Source organism: Bradyrhizobium sp. Leo78, assembly GCF_059512425.1.
Genome location: NZ_JCAMOT010000199.1, coordinates 1 through 483, shown reverse-complemented (window position 1 = coordinate 483; position 483 = coordinate 1). Strand labels below are relative to the sequence as shown.

At 63.6% G+C, this 483-nt stretch carries 1 protein-coding gene; it reads right to left on the bottom strand.

Going from position 1 to position 483, the window contains the following annotated elements:
- On the bottom strand, nt 1-483 hold a 483-nt coding region (locus tag AC5ZG1_RS44270), incomplete at both ends, for a phosphonate ABC transporter ATP-binding protein (protein ID WP_496136551.1).

Sequence of the window (483 nt, the reverse complement as noted above, 5' to 3'; positions counted from 1 at the left end):
ATTGATTGTCTGCCCTCTCGGAAGCGATATTGATGGACGTCGACGTCATGGTTTCGTCGATGCCGGCGCCATCCTTGTCCGTTCCGTAGATTTCCTTCACTGCTTCGGCCGTCAGTTCCGAAGGCTTGCCGTCGAAGACGACGCGGCCGCCGGCCATGCCGACGATGCGTTCACAATAGTTGCGGGCGGTGTCGAGCGTATGCAGATTGGTGATGACGGTGATGCCCTCGCGCTCGTTGATATCGCGCAGCGCATCCATGACGATCTTGGCGTTCAGCGGGTCGAGCGAGGCGATCGGCTCGTCGGCGAGGACCATCTTCGGGTTCTGCATCAGTGCGCGGGCGATCGCCACGCGCTGCTGCTGGCCGCCGGACAGCGTGCCGGCCGGCTGCAGCGCCGTCTGCTCGATGCCGAGGCGTTCGAGCGCGGCAATCGCATGCACGCGCTCCTCGCGGGTGAAGATGTTGAGGAGGCTGAGAAGCG